Source organism: Curtobacterium sp. AC273, assembly GCF_979253735.1.
In genome coordinates, this window is sequence record NZ_CEEDDU010000006.1 from 308140 (window position 1) to 324371 (window position 16232).

Consider the following 16232-nt stretch of genomic DNA (forward strand, 5'->3'; position numbering starts at 1 on the left):
CGAGTCGAGTCCGTACCCAGCCGGTCCGGAGCAGCGTTCGACTCCCGCCCGCCCTCGGAAGGGACCCATGACGCTCGCAGCTCCCGCCACCGACGCCTCCGCACACACCGACCAGGACGCACTGGTCGTCACCGACCCGGTGAACGGATCGATCGCCTCGTCGGTGCACCGTGCCTCCGAGGAGGACGTCCGGGACGCGGTCGCTCGCGCGCGCGGCAGCGGCGCGTGGGCGCGGACGGCCCCGGCCGAGCGCGGCGCACTGCTGCCGGGCCGCCGAGCACGTCCGTGCGCACGCCGAGGAGCTCGCCGCGCTGAACACCCGCGAGACCGGCAAGGTCCCCGGTGACGCGCTCGGCGGGGTCGAGGGCGGGCGTCGGGACCCTCGTGCAGTACGCCGAGCTCGGTCCGGTCCACCGCGGTGAGGCGCTGCGCGGACAGTTCGGCGCCGCCGACTGGTCCGTGCCGCACCCCCGCGGGGTGGTGCTGGCCCTCACCCCGTGGAACGACCCGGTGGCCGTGGCCTGCGGGATCCTCGGCGCCGCGATCGTCACCGGCAACACCGTCGTGCACAAGGGCAGCGAGCAGTGCCCGGCCACCTTCGCCGACTCGGCGCCCTCCTCGCCGGGTCCTGCCGGACGGCGTCATCGTCGGCGTCGACGGCGACGCCGCCACCGGTGAGCTGCTGCTCGGCCAGGACGGCATCGACGTGTACGCCCACGTCGGCTCGACCGCGACCGGCGACCGGCTGAGCGAGGTCGCTGCCCGGACGCGCGCCCACGTGATCCGCGAGAACGGTGGGAACGACCCCGTGGTCGTGGACGCCGGCGTCGACCCCGCGTGGGCGGCCGCGCAGGTCGCACTCGGTGCCTTCGCGAACACCGGGCAGATCTGCACGAGCGTCGAGCGGGTCTACGTCCACCGCGACGTCGCCGAGCCCTTCGTCGCCGCACTCGTCGCCGAGGCCGAGCGGCGGACCGCGTCCCCGGCGGCGGAGTTCGGACCGCTCGTCGACGACCGGCTCCGGCGGACCGTGCAGTCGCACGTCGACGACGCCCTGCAGCGCGGCGCCTCGGCCCGGACCGGCGGTGTGACCCCGGGTGGCCTCGGCGCGTTCTACCCCGCCACCGTCCTGACCGGCTGCACCGACGACATGCTCGTGATGACCGAGGAGACCTTCGGCCCGATCGCTCCGGTGCGTGTGGTCGACGACTTCGACGAGGGCCTCCGGCTCGCCGCCGCCGACCGGTACGGCCTGGCCGCGACGGTGCTGACCAACGACACCGGGCACGCGCTCCGTGCCGCGGCCGAGCTGCCGGTCGGCACCGTGAAGGTGAATGCCGTCTTCGGCGGGGCGCCCGGCGGAGCGCGCAGCCCGCGGCGCCTCCGGCGCCGGCTTCGGGTACGGCCCGTACCTGCTCGACGAGATGACCACGACCACCGTCGTCCACCTCGAAGCGGCACCGGCCGCCGCCGCCCGACCCCGGCGGAAGCGCCGGCTCCGGCCGCACCGGATCCCGCGGAGGCCCCGGGCCGGCCGACTCGGCCGGTGCCACCGCGGGCAGCGCCGACGCCACCGGGGGTGCCCGGTGACCGCCGACGTCCGCCTCGTCCGCGACTTCGTCGCGACGGTCGGCGACCGCGAACCCCTCGTCGTCGTGATCGGCGACTGCATCCTCGACCGGTGGACCGTCGGCGAGGCCGAGCAGGTCTCCGCGAGGCCCCGGCCCCGGTCGTCCGGGTCACCGAGACCATCGCCGTCCCGGGCGGTGCCGCGAACACCGCCGTGAACGCCCGCGCGCTCGGCGCCCGCGTCCGGATGGTCGGGCTCATCGGCGACGACGAGGCCGGACGGGTCCTCCGCGACCGGCTCGACGCCGCCGGGGTGAACACCTCGTACCTCGTCGTCCTCGAGGGCGCCACCACCACGACCAAGTCCGCGTCGTCGGCGGCGACCGGGTCGTCGTCCACGTCGACGAACTCGCCGCGACCCCGACCGCCGAACACGGCGCCCGTCTCGGCGAGGCCGTCGCGCGCGCGATCCGCTGTGCCGACGCCGCCGTGGTCTGCGACTACGGGCTCGGCGTGCAGGCAGTCCGACGTCGTCCCGATGCTCGACCGCGACCGCCCCGGTGCCGTCGTCGTCGACGCCTCGACCTCACCCGCTGGGCGGCGCTGGCCCCCGACCTCGTCACGCCGAACGCCGGCGAGGCCGCGGCGCTCCTCCGGGCACGAACTCGGCGTCGGCTCAGAGCGTGCCGCCGCCGTCGACGCCGCCCGTCGCGACGTCCTCGACCGCACCGGCGCCCGCGCGGCCGTCGTCACGCTCGACCGCGACGGCACGGTCCTGCTCGAGCCAGCGGCAGGACACGACGGCACCGGCCCGGCGGCCGACCGCGCCTTCCGCACCGTGCCACCCCCGCCTCCGAGCAGCAGGCGTCGGGCGCCGGCGACACCTTCTGCGCCGCAGCCACCGCGTCGCCCTCGCCGTCCGCGCGCCCCTCCGCGACGCGGTGTCGGTCGCGCAGGCCGCAGCCGACGTCGTCGTCCGCGAGGCCGGCACCTCCGTCTGCACCGCCGCGGCCTCCCTGGAGTCCGTGACCGCTCCGGCGCGACCGTCGTCGACCACGACGAGCTCGCCGACGCGGTGGATCGTGCCCGGCAGGACGGTCGCCGGGTCGTCTTCACGAGCGGGTGCTTCGACGTCGTCCACCGCGGGCACGACGTACCTGCGGCAGGCCCGCGACCTCGGCGACCTGCTCGTCGTCGCGCTGAACGACGACGACTCGGTCCGGCGGCTGAAGGGCCCGGAACGACCGATCAACCCGGCCGAGGACCGCGCCGGCGTGCTCGCCGCCCTGGCCTGCGTCGACCTGGTCCGGTGTTCGCGACCGACACCCCCATCCCGCTCATCGAGCGGCTCCGTCCCGAGGTGTACGTCAAGGGCGGCGACTACTCCCCCGAGATGCTGCGCGAGACCGAGGTCGTGCGTGGCTACGGCGGCGAGGTCGTCATGGTCGACTACGTCCCCGAGCACTCCACCTCCGCCGTCGTCCGGCGCATCCGCGAAGCCGCGCAGCGCCCGAGCCCGACCCGGCGCCGTGACCGCCCGCTGGTCGGGGTCCTGGGCGACAGCCCCCGCACCGGCGGACACCCCACGGCCGAGGTCGACGTCCTGATCCCCACGGTCGGCCGGCCGGCGGAACTCGCCACCACGCTGGCCGGGCTGGCGGCCTAGACCGACGCGTCGACCTGCGCCTCGTCCTCGGCGACCAGTCCGGGGACGGGCACGCCGCCGCCGCGCCGTCGGTGGCCGCCGTGGTGCGCGTCCTGGAGGCGCAGGGCCGGCCCGTCGCACGCTGCTCACGCACCCGGAACGGCGTGGCCTGGCCGAGCGCCGGCAGTTCCTCCTCGCGCACGCGACCCGCCCCGGCGGTGCTGTTCCTCGACGACGACGTCTGGCTCCAGAACCGGGCACGATCGCCCGGATGCTCGACGCGCTCCGCTCCCTGCGCTGCGGCTTCGTCGGCAGCCCCGTGCGGGGTTGTCCTGCCTGGACGACCAGAGCGGCCGCACGGGGCGTCTGTCCTTCGAGCGCTGGGACTGTGCCCCGTCGTGCAAGGAGGTCGTCCGGCGCACGGCACGCCGGCGTTCGACCGCTGGTCGCTCCACAACGCCGCGAACCCGGCGCACCTGGCGGCGGAGCTCGACGTCGAGCCGGGGGGCTGGGTGCCGTACCGCGTCGCCTGGGTCGGTGCGTGCGTGCTGTACGACCGCGAAGGCCCTCGTCGCGGTCGGCGGCTTCGGCTTCTGGGAGGCGCTGCCGCCGGAGCGCGCCGGCGAGGACGTCGTCGCGCAGTGGCGGGTCATGGAGCGCTTCGGTGGCGTCGGGATCGCCTTGCCGTCCGGCGCGGTGCACCTCGAGGCGCCGACGACCGTGACCGACCGTCGGGTGGACGCCCCGGACGTGCTGTTGTTCGCCCCGACCGACCAGGGTCGCGTCACACCACGGTGGGAGGTGGGTCGAGACCGCACAGCGGGATGGCAGCCGCCCGGCGCCTCCGTAGCGTCGATCCCGTCGACGAGGTCCGTCGGCGGAGAGGAGCGTCGCCCGTGTTCGACCAGGTCACCCCGCTCGTCGTCGAGCTGGCAGCGAGTCCGCTCGTCGTCGTCGTCCTCTTCCTGCTCTGCTTCGTCGATGGGTTCTTCCCACCGGTTGCCGAGCAGAGTCCGCGCTGGTCGCCCGGTCGCCGCCATCGCCGCGGCCTCCGGGCAGCCGGTGCTCGCCGGGGTGCTGGTGGCCGCGGCCGGTGCCGTCGCCGGTGACTCGGTCGCCTACTGGATCGGGCAGCAGATCGGCCTCGCCGGCTCGCGCACTCGAGACGGCCCATCGCCGTGGCCTTCGCCTTCGCCGAGCGGCAGATGCGGCGGCGTTCCGCGAGCCTCATCCTCGTCGGCCGGTACATCCCGGTCGGGCGGGTCGCCGTGAACATGACGGCCGGCGCGACGAAGCTGCCCTGCGTCGCTTCCTCGTCATCAGCGCGATCGCCGGCGCCGCGTGGTCGGCCACGTCGATCGGCATCGCCCTCGCCGCGTCGAGCGTGCTGCACGAACCACTCGTCGCCGCGGTCGTGTCGATGGTGGTCGCGGCCGGGCTCGGGATCGTGGTGGACCGGGTGATCGGTAGCATCGGCTTCGGAGGCGCGACCTTGCCCGCGCCCCGTACCGCCCCGACCGGGAGGGCGAGTACCCGTGACCGCAGCGTCGGCGAAAGCCCCCGGCGCCCCGGCCGTCCTGGTCCTCCTGTCCGTCCGGATCGGGCTCGTCGTCGTCGCCGTCACGCTCTTCGCGGTCGCCGCCCCGGTCACGGTCGAGTACTACGGCGTGCCGGTGCCCGTCGCGATGCTGGTCACCGCCGTGCTCTCGCTGACCATCGGCCTCGCCCCGCTGTACCCGCGCGCCGCCTCGGTCGTGCACCTGGCGGGCCTCGCCGCCCTCGGCCTGCTGACCGGCGCCGAGCACCGGTCCGTGGCCCGGCCGGTGACGAAGGCATCATCGAGCTGAGCGTCCTGCTCGTCGTGCTCGGCGTCCGCAGCGCCTGGCAGGTCACGGCGACGGTGTGGACCGCGGCGGCCGTGCTGAGCCTGCTGCTCGTCGCGGTGACGCCGAGCCGCTCGGTGCTGACGCGGACGTCTGGGCGACGAGCTTCGTGGTCAACGCGGGAAACACCCTGGTGCTCGCCGCCGCCGCGGTCGTGATCGGGCAGCGCCGCTCCATCCGCGAGGAACTCGCCGCCGCCCGCCGCGACGCCGAGCTCGAGCAGGCCCGGCGCCGCTCGGTCGAGGACCGCTCCCGGATCGCCCGCGACTGCACGACGTTGTCGCGCACAGCATGTCCGTCGTCCATGCAGGCGGAGTCGGCGCCGTACCGGGTGGCCGACCTGCCACCCGGCGCCCGCGCCGAGTTCGCCGCGATCGCGAGGACGTCGCGCACGGCGCTCCGCGTGCGGCAACTGCTCGGCACGCTCCGCGGCGACGGCGAGGCGGAGCGGGCGCAGCCCGACCCTGGCCGACCTGCCGGCGCTCGTGCAGGCGACCGCTGCCGCCGGCATCCCGGTGGAGGAGCGGCTGAGCCCCGCGGACGACGTCGACCAGCTCGCGCAGCTCACCGCCTACCGGGTCGTGCAGGAGGCGCTCCACGGCAACGTGGCCCGGCACGCGCCCGGCCGCGTCCCACCGTCGTGACGGTCGAGTACGGCTCGGCTCTCCGGGTCACGGTCGCCACCACCGCGCCACCGGCTCGCGGCTCCCCCAGACGACGGCGGCTTCGGCCTCCGCCGGGATGCGCGAGCGGGTAGCCGCGCTCGGTGGCACGATCGTCCACGGCGCGGGCCCGGACGGCGGCTTCTCGGTCGACGTGCACTCTGCCCACCCGCTCACCGGCAAGCCGGCGGAGGAACCCGATGACGCGCGGTGATGGTGGTGGACGACCAGCAGATGTTCCGCATGGGACTGATGCTGCGATCCTCCAGGCCCAGGACCACGTCGACGTCGTGGGCCAGGCGGTGAACGGTGCTCGACGCCAGCGTCGCCCAGGCGAGCGCGCTGCGGCTGGACGTCGATCCTGATGGACGTTCGCGATGCCGGAGCTCGACGAGATCCGAGGCGACCCGGCGGATCACTGGGCGGCCACGACGGACCGACCCGTTCCGCGTGATGATGCTCATCGACCGTTTCGACATCGACGACTACGTGGTTCGACGCGCTGCGCGGGCGGGTGCCCAGCGGGTTCCTGCTCAAGGACGCCAGCGCCGAGGAACTCGTGCCAGGCCGTCCGGACCGTGGCCTGGGTGAGGCCCTGCTGGCACTGCGGGGCGGGTGACCCGGCACCTGGTGGAGGCGTTCGTCGCGGGTCCGCCGCCGGCCGCGCCGCGCCCACCGGGGCCATCGACGTGCTGACCGACCGCGAGCGCGACGTCTTCCTGCTCATGGCGAAGGGGCGGTCGAACGGCGAGATCGCGGCCGAGCTCTTCATCGCGGAGCAGACCGTGAAGACCCACGTCGGGTGGATCCTGGCGAAGCTGCAGCTGCGGGACCGCGTGCACGCCGTCGTGCTGGCGTACGAGACCGGCCTGGTCTCCCCTCTGAGCGGGGCGACCAGGCCGGTCCCGGAAGTCGTGCTGCCGTCGGCGACTGCTGCCGTCGGTAGCCTGGACGCGGACCTGCTTCGCGGCCTGCTTGCCGGACTGCACGCCCGTGATGGTGACCGTGGCCTTGCCGGCGACGGTCTTCCACTGCACCGACGCGGAGCCGTCGATGACGTCGACCGTGCCGAGGTCGGTCGACCCCGACCTGCACCCGCACCTGGCGGTCACCGGCGAACTTCGAGCCGGTCACCGTCACGCGCCCGGGTCGCGGCGACCCGGACGGACAGGTCGACGGGGCTGCGGCTCAGGCCGCGAGGTCGCCGTTCAGGCGGAGTGCCTCGGACATCGTGGAAGAACGTGTCCGTCTGGTCGGTCAGGCCGACGACGTTCGCGGCGCCGGGGCCGAACGCGGCGATCCGGACCTGGGTGCCGGTGTTGCTAGCAGGCCCCGCGCCCACGCGTGCCATGGACACCTTCATCGTCGCGCCGTCGGCGGTGACGTGGAGAGGGCCGTGGAGAGCGAGGTCGGCGGCGTGTTGTCGACGATCTGGCTCGAGTGGGCGTGGTCGGCGGTCGCGATGACGAGCGTGTTGCCGTCCTTCCTTGGCGAAGGCGAGCGCGGACTGCACGGCCTCGTCGAAGTCGATCGTCTCACCGATCTGGCCGCAGGCGTCGGCGGCGTGGTCCTGCTTGTCGATGCTCGCGCCCTCGACCTGTAGGAAAAGCCCTTGCCGCGTCTTCCACGGTCGAGCAGGTTGATCGACTTGTTCGGCAGCATAGCCAGCCGACAGCCCGGTGTCGAGTCGCGCCGGGTTCGGCGTGCAGGTCACGGGGTGCCTGGTCGGCGCCGCCCCCGTCGCCGTGGTCGGTGCGTAGCGGGTCGAGGAAGTTGCCCGGCGTGAACAGCCTGAGGAGCGGCTGCTTCTGGTCGGCCTTCCGGACGGCCGTGAGGCCAGCCGCGTCGGCGCGACCTGGGCTACCGGCCGCTGCGAAGCCTGGTCGAAGAGCGTGTCGCCCGCGTACTGACCGGCCTTCGCGGTCTGCTGGAAGCTCGCTCGAGCCGCCGCCGAGGGTGACGTCCGGGCGGGCGTTGAGCAGCTGCTCGCTGATCGACCCGAGGCCGCCGTTCTGCAGGGCGTCGGTGCCGCACGCAGCGGTGTCCGGGCCGTAGCAGGAGCGGGAGCCGACGTGCCGACCTGGACCGCCGGGGTGGGCGTCCTGGATCTCGGCGGTCGAGACGTCGCCGGTGCGGAGGCCGTTCGCCTTCGCGAGCTCGAGGAGCGTCTGCTGCGGCTTCCCGTCGATGTCGACCGAGATGGCGCCGTCGTAGGTCTTGGTGCCGGTCGCCCCGCGCTGCCCGGAGGCCGCGGAGTCGGTGACGTAGTCCGGCTTGCCCTTGTTCGCGCCGTCCTTCGTGAGCGAGTACGTCGTGTACGAGCCGGTCAGTAGTGGGCGTCGAGGCCCGGCAGGCGACCCGCGGCGCCGTACTGGTAGTGGTGCGGGCGATGGTGATCTCGGAGTCGCCCATCCCGTCGCCGATGAGCAGGATGACGTTCTTCGCGTTGGCGTTCTTGATCGCCTGGCGGACGGCCTGCGTCTGGTCGCCGGGTGCGCGCTGGGCACCGCCGTGCTGGTCAGTGCGAGCTGCCCGACGGCCTCGGCCGCCCGGCAGGGCGATGGCGCCGGCGATGAGCGCGGCGCCGAGTGCGAGCGCTGCACGGCGGCGGCGCTGCGGAAGGTGTGCTGCATGGGGTGGTCTCCCTGTCTGTGCCCCCGAACAGGTGCCATCCGGAGTGGATGGCTGTGCGGGGGTACAGGCGGGTGAACCGGTGGCGTCGGTCAGGTGAACGTGGTGCGGGCGCTGGCCGGCGGGCGTCGGGCGGGGCGTCAGCGGGGGCGTCGGGGGCTTCGTGCGGGGCGCGGGGCGGCGGCGGCGGCGGGGGCTCGTGCGGGCGTCGTGCGTGCGCACGCATCCGGTGCGTGCGCATGTTCCGACGATCCACGCGTCGATCGACTCGTGCGGTGTCACCGTTGAACACGCATCCGGTGCGCGTGCATGTTTCGACGATCCACGCGTCGATCGACGAGTGCGGTGTCGCAAGATGCGTGTCCATCTTTCGACCGCAGGCGAACGGACGGACGCGCGAACGGACGGACGGGAGGCGCGGTGCCAGCTGGCACCAGCGCCTCCGTCGAGGCGATGATCGCGACTCAGGCGGCGGTGCGCCTGCAAGGCCAGCAGTCCTTGGTCAGGCGCGCTCGATCTCGATGACGACGTCCTGCGAGTTGAGGTCGACCTCGTCGAGGCCCTCGACGGCACGGCGGACCTGCAGCAGTGCGGCGTCGATCTCGATGACCTCGGTGATGGTCACGTCGGAGTTCTGGAAGCCCTCCGACAGCGGCGGGGTGGTGGTGTTCGCCGCGACGGTGGAGATGCGCGAGTCGACCGGCAGGCCGAGGGCGACGATGCGCTCCGCGGCGAGGTCGGCCCACTCCTGGTGATGTCGACGATGGTGTCGGAGGAGCTCGTGCACGCCGACGAAGTTGCGGCCGCGGACGTGCCGGTGCGCCTGCTTGCCGTTGACGACGAGTGCCTCGAGGTCGATCACGACGGGGGCGAACTGTGCCACCCCGGCGGCGAGCTCCGGCGTCGTCGAGAACGGTGACGTGGTGGTCGTGGTGCTGGACGTGGTGGTGCTCTGCGTGGTCAGCTGTGCTTCCTCCTACCTCGTGGCCACACCGACCCGCTGGACCTGTGCTGGCCGGCGGAGTGCAACCGATGGTCACAACAGTGCCCGGTTCTCTTGTATGCCGCAAGGAAGCGGGCTGACCTTACCCGCGGTGCGGGTCAGCCGACAGTGGGAACCCCGCGTCGGTGAGCTCGATCTGCACGACGGACCGGGCCCGCTCGACCCCGAGACTGTCCGGCTTGCCGATCCAGACGGTGGTGCGGGGCTCGCAGTCGGCGACGCACTCCGGACGCCCAGCCGGTGACGGCGGCGGCCAGTGCCTCGCCGTGGTCGGCGAAGACCAGGGGCGCGACGGCGGATTCGCAGGCGCTCCGGACCAGCCACGTCGCAGGCCCGGCCTTGCCGGCGGTGCCGGGAGCACCCGGACCTGCTCGTCCAGGGCGACCTCGACGAAGACCTGGCCGTAGGCGTTCTCGAGCAGGTCCTCGAGCATGCGGGTGATCTCGGGCAGGTCGTCGACGCCACCGGCGAGGAGGATGCGTTCGCTGGGCTGTCGCCGGGTCCGTGCCATGCTGCAACGGTAAGGGAAGCGCCTCATCACAAGGGGTCAGGCGTCGTTCCCCGATACGCGCGGCGTACACCGAGTTCGTGCGCCAGGAACGTCCACATCCACTGCAACGCGACCGTGTTCGTCAGGGTCAGCACCCCCTGGGCGATCTGCGTCGCGACGCCGTCGCTGTGCGCCGCGAGCGAGGCGCGACGACCTCGGGCGACTCCGCCGGTGTGAAGACGCCCGAGTCGGTGCCGCGTCGGACGACCCGAACGAGACGGAGCTCCACGCGGATGCGTTCGGCGTACTCGGCCGCCACCTCGGGTCGACGCGCGACCGCGGTCCAGTAGTCGGACCAGATGCGCTGGTACTGCCGGACCTGCTCGGTGTCGCCGAAGAGGGGCGCGACGGGCATCCGGAGCGCCCTGACGGGGGTCGGGTTCGGCGTCCACGGCCGCCACGATCGCGCCGTAGAACCGCTCGGTCTCGAGCACGACGACCTCGTTGAGGATCTCCGCGACGCTGCCGAAGTGGTACGTCACCGTGCCGACTGAGACGTCCGCCGCGGCCGCGATGTCCGGGCCAGTCAGCGCCGGCCCTGTCGGACGATGACGGCGCGGGCGGCGTCGACGATCATCGCCCGCCGGACCTCGGGCCGCTGCCGCCGTAGCGGGTCGTGCCGGTCACGCCGAGGTCCTCGGCACGTCGTCGACGAACGTGTGCTCGGCGACGAGGATCTCGGGGACGTCCGCTCCGCCGTCGCGCGCCCACGCCCGCACGGTGTTCACGAGGTGGAAGGCCTCGGCGTCGGCGGTCATCTCGGACGTCGTCTCGAACCGCGCCTGCCACTCCGGCTTCGACAGCCCGATCGACCACCGCGACGACGCCCGCGCTGAGGGTCAGGTCGTCCTGCGTGATGCGGTACGTCTCCCGGGCGTCCTCCGTGAACACCAGCCCGTCCGGGTACACGCGTCCGCCTTGTAGCCGGGGTCGACGTCGAGCGTCCACTCCCCGGTCTCGACGTCGTGCGTGACGGTCCGCTGCGGCAGCGGGTCGGCCGGCGCGACGCGCTCGATCACGAGGGGCTCGGACCGTTCGGGCTCGGCGAAGACCACTCCGTCGTCGGTCGACCGGGTCCAGGTGGGCAGGGTGACGCTCGAGGCATCCGGGTCGATCGTCACGGTGGCGTCGGTGCCGTGCGGCCCGGATACGGCCAGTACGACGTCGACGCACGGCGAGGCGGAGCCGATTGTCCACGCCGCGAACCGGTGGCCGGTCGACACGAGCCGGACCGGCAGCACGGTGGGGACCCCGGAGTTCGAGCAGGTCGTCGTCCATGCCGTTCCGCTTCGTGGCGTTGGCACCCCACGCGTGACGAGCGTCGACGATCCGTCCGGGGCGACGTCGCACAGGCGCACGGTGACGGTGGCACGGGGCTGGTCGCTCGTGACGGTCAGGCGCACCAGGACGGTGCCGAGCACGTCGACCGCTTCGTCGAGCAGCAGGTCGAAGCAGACCGAGCGACCGTCCTCGGCGCGCTGGTCCGGGGGCAGGTCGGTGGCGTTGCCGAACGGGAAGAACCGACCCGCGTCGACACCGGTGTGCTGCGGCGACCGCACCACCACCGGCCCGTCGGACCCACCGCGCAGCGTCGACAGCACGCCGCGACGTCGTCACGGGTCGCCGCGGACGGCCGCGCCTCGGCGCCGACCCAGCGGCCGCGGCGCGGCGACTCGTAGTACGTGGCGGGGGGTTCGCCCTCGTTGATCCAGGCGCGGAGCGCCGGCGAGGTCCTGCTCGACCCCGGTGTCGATCCCGCGCAACCACTGGTCCCACCACCGCCAGGGTCTCCTGCAGGAAGCCGATCGATGGACCCGGCGCCAGCCCGCGGTCCGGGTACTGGTGCAGACCACGGCCCGACGATGCCCTTCACCGGGGCCTGCACGTTCGACACCAGGCGCGGAGCACCGCGTCGCGGTAGGGGTCGGCCCAGCCGCCGACGGCGAGCACCGCGGCGCCGATGCCGTCGTAGTCCTCGGCGGCGCTGCCGTGCCGCCGGTAGTCGTCGCGCTCCTGGTGCGACAGCCACACCGGGGTCATCGGTCGGTTCGAGTCCAGGCGGTCGCGCCACTGCGGCCGCCCACGACGGCCCGACGACCTCGAGGCCGCGGCGGCCTTCTGAAGTTGAACGCGAACATCGTCGCGCCCCACGCGGCCATGTCGATCCCGAGGACCGCACCGCCGACGTAGTGCACGTCGTTGTCGTACCGGTCGTCGGTCGAGCAGACCGTCACGATCGCCTTGAGCGCCGCCGGCGCGCGGGCGGCGAGCTGCAGGGCGTTGGAGGAACCCGCCCCGGGAGATGCCGAACATGCCGACGGCCCCGGTGGACCACTCCTGCTCGGCGAGCCAGGCGATCACGGCCTCGCCGTCGCGGAGTTCCTCGCTCGCTGTACTCGTCGTCGAAGGACCCGTCGGACGACCCGGTCCCGCGGATGTCGACCCGGACCGAGGCGTAGCCGTGCGGCGTACCGGGGGTGTCGCTCGGAGTCGCGCGGCGCCGTCCGGTCGTCGAGCCGGTACGGCAGGTACTCGAGGAGCACGGGGACCGGCGCGTCCGGTGCGGCCGACGCCGGCGCCCAGATCCGCGTGTGCAGCCGGACGCCGTCGGGCATCAGGATCCACTCGTGTCGCGGACGGTCACGCCGTCGGGCAGCTTCCGGGTCGGGCCCGAGTGCGGTGTGGCCGCCGTCGGGCAGCGCCGGCTCCGGGCCCAGGGTCGGTGTGGCCGCCGTCGGGCAGCGCCGGGTCGGGCCCGGGTGCGGTGTGGCCGGTCATGCGTCCTCCCAGTTCCGGGTGTGGTGGCCGTCGCCCCGGTCGGTCCACCCCGCGGCGTGACGCCAGCGCGGGACCCCGTCGCCGACGTCGGGCAGCACGGTGCTGCCGGGTTCGAGCGTCGCCGCGAGGAGCGTCGGCGGTGTACGGGTGGTTCGGACCGCCGAACACCCGCTCGGTCGGTCCGATCTCGACGATCTGCCCGCCGGTCATCACGGCGACGCGGTCGGCGACGCCGCGCACGACGGCGAGGTCGTGGCTGATGAACAGGCGGCTCAGCCCGCGTTCCCGCTGCAGGTCGGCCAGGAGCGACGGGATGCCGGCCTGCACCACCTGCACGTCGAGCACCGTCGTGATCTCGTCCGCGACGACGAGCCGGGGTTCGGCCGCCAGCGCCCGGGCGATCCCGACGCGCTGGCGCTGGCCGCCGGACAGCTGTACCGGCAGCCGGCTCGCGAACTCCGGTCCGAGACCGACCTGCGTCAGCAGTTCGCCGACCCGCTCACGGGACGTGCTGCCGGTGAAGAGCTTGAGGGGCCGCGCGATGGCCGCCCCGACGTTGTACGCCGTGGGTTGAGCGACGTGTCCGCGTTCTGGAACACGAGCTGCACCGCGTCGGAGGTCAGGGGACCGCCCTTGGCGATCAGTTCGCGCAGGTCGCCGCTCGTCGTGCCGTCGTCGAACGTGAAGGTGCCGGACTCCGCCGGCACCAGGCCGGCCAGGGCGGTCGCGAGCGTCGACTTGCCGCTGCCGGACTCGCCGACGACGGCGAGGGTCTCGCGCGGCGCGATCGTGAAGGAGACGCCGTCGACGGCGGCGGGCAGGCCGCGCCCGTACCGGATCACCAGGTCCTCGGCGGTCACCACGGGACGGACGTGCGGGCCGGGAGGCGCGGTGCCGGTCGCCCTGGCGGCGAGCGACTCGGAGACGGTCACCGATCCGAGCGGGTGGGCCGTGCCTCCAGGCCGTCGCCCGTCCGGCACCGCGGCCAGCAGGGCCCGCGTGTACTCGTGCTGCGGAGCGGCGAAGAGCGCCGCGGTGGCGGCGTGCTCGACGACCTCGCCGTCGCGCATGACGGCGATCTCGTCCGCCATCGCGGAGACCACGCCGAGGTCGTGGCTGACGAGCAGCACGGCCATGCCGAGCTCGCGACCGAGGTCGGCGATGAGGTCGAGGACGGCGGCCTGGGTGACCACGTCGAGCGCCGTGGTGGGCTCGTCGAGGACGAGCACCCGGGGGCGGGCGGCGACGGCCATCGCGATCGCGATGCGTTGCTGCTGGCCGCCGGAGAGCTGGTGCGGGTACCGCCGGACGATCGCGTCCGGATCCGGCAGGCGGACGAGCCGGACGAGCTCCGCGACCCGGTCCGGGCCGTCGGGTTCGCCGTGGGCGCGGAGGGCCTCGCGGATCTGCTCGCCGACGCGCATCGACGGGGTGAGCGCCTGCCCGGCGTTCTGCGCCACGACGGAGGCGGTGCCGCCGCGGAGGGCCCGGCGGCCGGCCGGCGAGAGGGCGAAGACGTCGGCACCGTCGACCCGGACCGTGCCGCGCTCGATGGTGGAACCGGCGCGCAGGTGTGCGAGCAGGGTCCGCGCGACGGTGGACTTGCCACTGCCGGACTCCCCGACCAGCCCGAGGGTGCGTCCCTGCTCGATGGCGAAGGACACGCCCCGCACGACGGGGACGGTGCGGCGGCCGGCGGCGTACGAGACGGCGAGGTCGTCGACGCGGACGATCGGGTCCGGTGCGGTCGCCGTGTCGGCCGGGGCCGTTCCGGTGTCGGTGTGCGTCATGCGCTGACTCCCTGCTTCGCCCGGTCGACGCCGAGCGACTTGCTCAGGCCGTCGGCCGCGAGGTTGAGACCGACGACCAGGGTCGCGAGCGCCGCGATCGGCGCCAGCGTGCCGAGCGGCACGACGGTCAGGGCGGTGCGGTTCTCCTGCACCATGAGGGCCCCAGTCCGGTGTCGGCGGGTTCGCACCGAAGCCGAGGAAGGACAGCGACGCCACGAGCAGCACGATCCACGAGGCGCGCATCGCGTACTCGACCAGCACGACGTCGAGCACGTTCGGCAGGATCTCGCGGAACACGATCGAGAGCGGCCGTTCGCCGCGGGCCCGGGCAGCGGTGACGTAGTCCTGCGTTATCACGCTCCGCGCGGCGCCCCGGACCACCCGGGTGACGGCGGGGGCGTAGACGATCGTGACCGCGAGGACGATGACCCAGAGGCCGGCGTCGAACACCGTCACGACGACGAGCAGCGCGAGGATCGACGGCACGCTGAGGAGCGCGTCGACGATGCGCATGACGACCTCGTCGAACCAGTTGTCCGCGTACGCCGTGACGGCGCCGAGGAACGTCCCGACCGCGACCGCGATGGTCGTCGCGAGGAAGGTCACGAGCAGGGCGTACCGGCCGCCGTTGAGCGTCCGGGACAGGATGTCGCGGCCGTACTGGTCGGTGCCGAGCCAGTGCGTCCAGGTCGGCCCGGCGAGCACGTCGGCGCTGTTCGTCGCGACCGGGTCGTGGCCGGCGATCACCGGGGCGAGCACCGCGAGCACCAGGTGCAGGGCGATGAGCCCGAGACCGATGCTCAGCGCGGTCGAGCTGCGGAGCGGTGCGACGGCGGCGCCGAGGACGGCGCGGGAGCGCGGGGCGGTCGCGGTCATGCTGCTGCCTTCCGGGAGGTGCGCGCGGAGGTACCGGGGCGCGTCCGGCTCCGGGTGCGCTGGCGGCGCTGGCGGGTCCGCAGCTTCGGGTCGAGCGCGAGGGCGACGAGGTCCGCCGCCAGGTTGCACACCACGTAGACGACGGCGCTGAGGAGCGCGATCGCCTCGATCGTCGGCAGGTCGCGGTTGAACACCGACTCGAGCATGAGCTTGCCCATCCCCGGGTAGTTGAAGACGTTCTCGACGACGACCACGCCGCCGAGCAGCCAGGCCACGTTCAGCGCGACGACGTTGAGCGTCGGCAGCAGGGCGCTCGGTACCGCGTGCTTCCAGACCACGCGCCGCATCGTCAGGCCCTTGAGCTCGGCGGTGGTCACGAACTCCGACGCCATCACGTCGATCGTCGACGACCGGGCGGTGCGGACGATGTACGCCGCCATGGCGAGCGTCAGGACGATGATCGGCAGCCAGATCGTCGGCAGGAGCTCCGCCACGGTGGCGTCGCTGCCCCGCAGGACCACCGCGGGGAAGAGCGGCAGGCCGATCGCGAAGAGCAGCACGAGGACGCTCGCGACCATGAACTCCGGCACGCTCATCACGACGAGGCTGACGATCGAGATCACCCGGTCGGACGGACGTCCGCGACGGACGCCCGCGACGACCCCGAGCGTGAGGGAGATCGTCACACCGACGATCATCGCGGGGACGGCGATGAGCATGCTGTTGCGGAACGCCGTGAAGAGCGTCGGGGCGACGGGCTCCCCGCTGACGAGCGAGGTGCCGAAGTCGCCGTGCACGGCACCGCCGAGCCAACTGCAGGTACCGGAGCCAGACGTTCTGGTCGA

19 protein-coding genes and 4 pseudogenes are annotated in these 16232 nt (G+C 73.6%); 8 read left to right on the forward strand and 15 right to left on the reverse strand.

The window, feature by feature from the left end; all coding sequences use genetic code 11:
* Positions 1–67: 67 nt before the first annotated feature.
* The 8 genes and pseudogenes from ACZ8AI_RS11820 to ACZ8AI_RS11855 all read left to right on the forward strand — a co-directional run.
* Positions 68–346: an aldehyde dehydrogenase family protein gene (locus tag ACZ8AI_RS11820; protein WP_464858382.1), complete on the forward strand. Its 279-nt coding sequence runs from the start codon at positions 68–70 to the stop codon at positions 344–346.
* Complete coding sequence (locus ACZ8AI_RS11825; protein ID WP_464858384.1) at positions 343–678, forward strand: aldehyde dehydrogenase family protein; 336 nt, start codon at positions 343–345, stop codon at positions 676–678. Before ACZ8AI_RS11820 ends, ACZ8AI_RS11825 begins: the two co-directional genes overlap by 4 nt.
* Before the next feature lie 4 nt (positions 679–682).
* Positions 683–3235 (forward strand): aldehyde dehydrogenase family protein, encoded by a 2553-nt coding sequence (locus tag ACZ8AI_RS11830; protein WP_464858520.1) that lies wholly within the window; start codon positions 683–685, stop codon positions 3233–3235.
* A gap of 516 nt (positions 3236–3751) precedes the next feature.
* Entirely contained in the window at positions 3752–4486 is a 735-nt protein-coding gene (locus ACZ8AI_RS11835; protein WP_464858385.1) for a hypothetical protein, read from the forward strand.
* A 263-nt stretch (positions 4487–4749) separates the two neighbouring features.
* A complete protein-coding gene (locus ACZ8AI_RS11840; RefSeq protein WP_464858386.1) occupies positions 4750–5061 on the forward strand; it encodes a hypothetical protein in 312 nt (103 codons plus the stop codon).
* A gap of 55 nt (positions 5062–5116) precedes the next feature.
* Positions 5117–5854 (forward strand): sensor histidine kinase, encoded by a 738-nt coding sequence (locus tag ACZ8AI_RS11845; protein ID WP_464858387.1) that lies wholly within the window; start codon positions 5117–5119, stop codon positions 5852–5854.
* A gap of 214 nt (positions 5855–6068) precedes the next feature.
* Positions 6069–6350, forward strand: a complete 282-nt coding sequence (locus ACZ8AI_RS11850) for a hypothetical protein (protein ID WP_464858388.1) — start codon at positions 6069–6071, stop codon at positions 6348–6350.
* Positions 6351–6484: 134 nt separating this feature from the next.
* Positions 6485–6556: pseudogene (locus ACZ8AI_RS11855) on the forward strand (LuxR C-terminal-related transcriptional regulator); the annotation flags it as partial.
* A 311-nt stretch (positions 6557–6867) separates the two neighbouring features.
* On the opposite strand, the gene ACZ8AI_RS11860 reads toward ACZ8AI_RS11855, so the two are convergent.
* From ACZ8AI_RS11860 to ACZ8AI_RS11930, 15 genes and pseudogenes are all read right to left on the reverse strand, one after another.
* Entirely contained in the window at positions 6868–7341 is a 474-nt protein-coding gene (locus ACZ8AI_RS11860) for an alkaline phosphatase (RefSeq protein WP_464858521.1), read from the reverse strand.
* Positions 7295–8392, reverse strand: a complete 1098-nt coding sequence (locus ACZ8AI_RS11865) for an alkaline phosphatase (RefSeq protein WP_464858389.1) — start codon at positions 8390–8392, stop codon at positions 7295–7297. Before ACZ8AI_RS11865 ends, ACZ8AI_RS11860 begins: the two co-directional genes overlap by 47 nt.
* Positions 8393–8892: 500 nt before the next feature.
* On the reverse strand, positions 8893–9273 hold the full coding sequence (locus ACZ8AI_RS11870) for a Dps family protein (RefSeq protein ID WP_464858390.1): 381 nt from the start codon (positions 9271–9273) through the stop codon (positions 8893–8895).
* A 202-nt stretch (positions 9274–9475) separates the two neighbouring features.
* Entirely contained in the window at positions 9476–9904 is a 429-nt protein-coding gene (locus ACZ8AI_RS11875) for a hypothetical protein (protein WP_464858391.1), read from the reverse strand.
* A gap of 26 nt (positions 9905–9930) precedes the next feature.
* The gene (locus ACZ8AI_RS11880) at positions 9931–10425 is read right to left on the reverse strand and encodes a hypothetical protein (protein WP_464858392.1); all 495 of its coding nucleotides are present in this window, start codon (positions 10423–10425) and stop codon (positions 9931–9933) included.
* Positions 10426–10473, reverse strand: a pseudogene (locus ACZ8AI_RS11885) (hypothetical protein); the annotation flags it as partial. It lies immediately after the preceding gene.
* A gap of 93 nt (positions 10474–10566) precedes the next feature.
* Positions 10567–10701: a hypothetical protein gene (locus ACZ8AI_RS11890; protein ID WP_464858393.1), complete on the reverse strand. Its 135-nt coding sequence runs from the start codon at positions 10699–10701 to the stop codon at positions 10567–10569.
* 81 nt (positions 10702–10782) lie between these two features.
* The gene (locus ACZ8AI_RS11895) at positions 10783–11544 is read right to left on the reverse strand and encodes a CocE/NonD family hydrolase C-terminal non-catalytic domain-containing protein (RefSeq protein WP_464858394.1); all 762 of its coding nucleotides are present in this window, start codon (positions 11542–11544) and stop codon (positions 10783–10785) included.
* A 12-nt stretch (positions 11545–11556) separates the two neighbouring features.
* Entirely contained in the window at positions 11557–11796 is a 240-nt protein-coding gene (locus tag ACZ8AI_RS11900) for a hypothetical protein (protein ID WP_464858395.1), read from the reverse strand.
* Positions 11797–11812: 16 nt separating this feature from the next.
* The gene (locus ACZ8AI_RS11905) at positions 11813–12304 is read right to left on the reverse strand and encodes a CocE/NonD family hydrolase (RefSeq protein WP_464858396.1); all 492 of its coding nucleotides are present in this window, start codon (positions 12302–12304) and stop codon (positions 11813–11815) included.
* A 91-nt stretch (positions 12305–12395) separates the two neighbouring features.
* A pseudogene (locus tag ACZ8AI_RS11910) lies at positions 12396–12558 on the reverse strand (CocE/NonD family hydrolase); the annotation flags it as partial.
* A gap of 25 nt (positions 12559–12583) precedes the next feature.
* On the reverse strand, positions 12584–13066 hold the full coding sequence (locus ACZ8AI_RS11915; RefSeq protein ID WP_464858397.1) for a hypothetical protein: 483 nt from the start codon (positions 13064–13066) through the stop codon (positions 12584–12586).
* Between the two features lie 63 nt (positions 13067–13129).
* Positions 13130–13264, reverse strand: a pseudogene (locus ACZ8AI_RS11920) (ABC transporter ATP-binding protein); the annotation flags it as partial.
* Positions 13201–15387, reverse strand: a complete 2187-nt coding sequence (locus ACZ8AI_RS11925) for an ATP-binding cassette domain-containing protein (protein ID WP_464858522.1) — start codon at positions 15385–15387, stop codon at positions 13201–13203. The gene ACZ8AI_RS11925 and the pseudogene ACZ8AI_RS11920, both read right to left, overlap by 64 nt.
* On the reverse strand, positions 15384–16184 hold the full coding sequence (locus ACZ8AI_RS11930) for an ABC transporter permease (protein WP_464858523.1): 801 nt from the start codon (positions 16182–16184) through the stop codon (positions 15384–15386). The genes ACZ8AI_RS11925 and ACZ8AI_RS11930 overlap by 4 nt, the downstream gene beginning before the upstream one ends.
* Positions 16185–16232: the final 48 nt, after the last annotated feature.